Source organism: Streptomyces sp. MMG1121 (assembly GCF_001280015.1).
Taxonomy (GTDB): Bacteria; Actinomycetota; Actinomycetes; order Streptomycetales; family Streptomycetaceae; genus Streptomyces.
The window spans coordinates 1-430 of record NZ_LGDV01000078.1 but is presented as its reverse complement, the minus strand read 5'-3'; the positions used below and the strand labels follow the sequence as shown (position 1 = coordinate 430).

Genomic DNA, 430 nt, shown 5'->3' with positions numbered 1-430 from the left:
GGCCGTTGCGGCCGAGGGTGTCGAGGATCTTGCTGCTGCGGCGGTGTGGGGTCTGGTGCGGTCGGCGCAGTCGGAGAATCCGGATCGGTTCGTGCTGGTGGATGTGGATGGGACGGCGCAGTCGTGGGCGGCGTTGTCCGCTGCGGTCGGTGCTGGTGAGTCTCAGATGGCTGTGCGTGTGGGTGAGGTGGTGGTGCCTCGGCTGGTGCGGGCTGATGGGCGGGGGGTGTTGTCGCTCGCCGAGGGTGTTGGTTCGGGGTGGCGGTTGGATGTGGCGGCTGCGGGGACGCTGGAGAGTCTCGCGCTCGTGCCGTTCGAGGAGGGGGAGCGCAGGGCGTTGGCGGCGGGGGAGGTGCGGATCGCGGTGCGTGCCGCGGGGCTGAACTTCCGGGACGTGCTGATCGCCTTGGGGATGTATCCGGGTGAGGCC

General features: G+C 70.2%; 1 protein-coding gene. It reads left to right on the top strand.

Features of this window, described 5'->3' with window-relative positions:
* Positions 1-430, top strand: a 430-nt coding sequence (locus ADK64_RS08670; protein ID WP_159046199.1) for a SpnB-like Rossmann fold domain-containing protein, incomplete at both ends; no start/stop codon positions are given.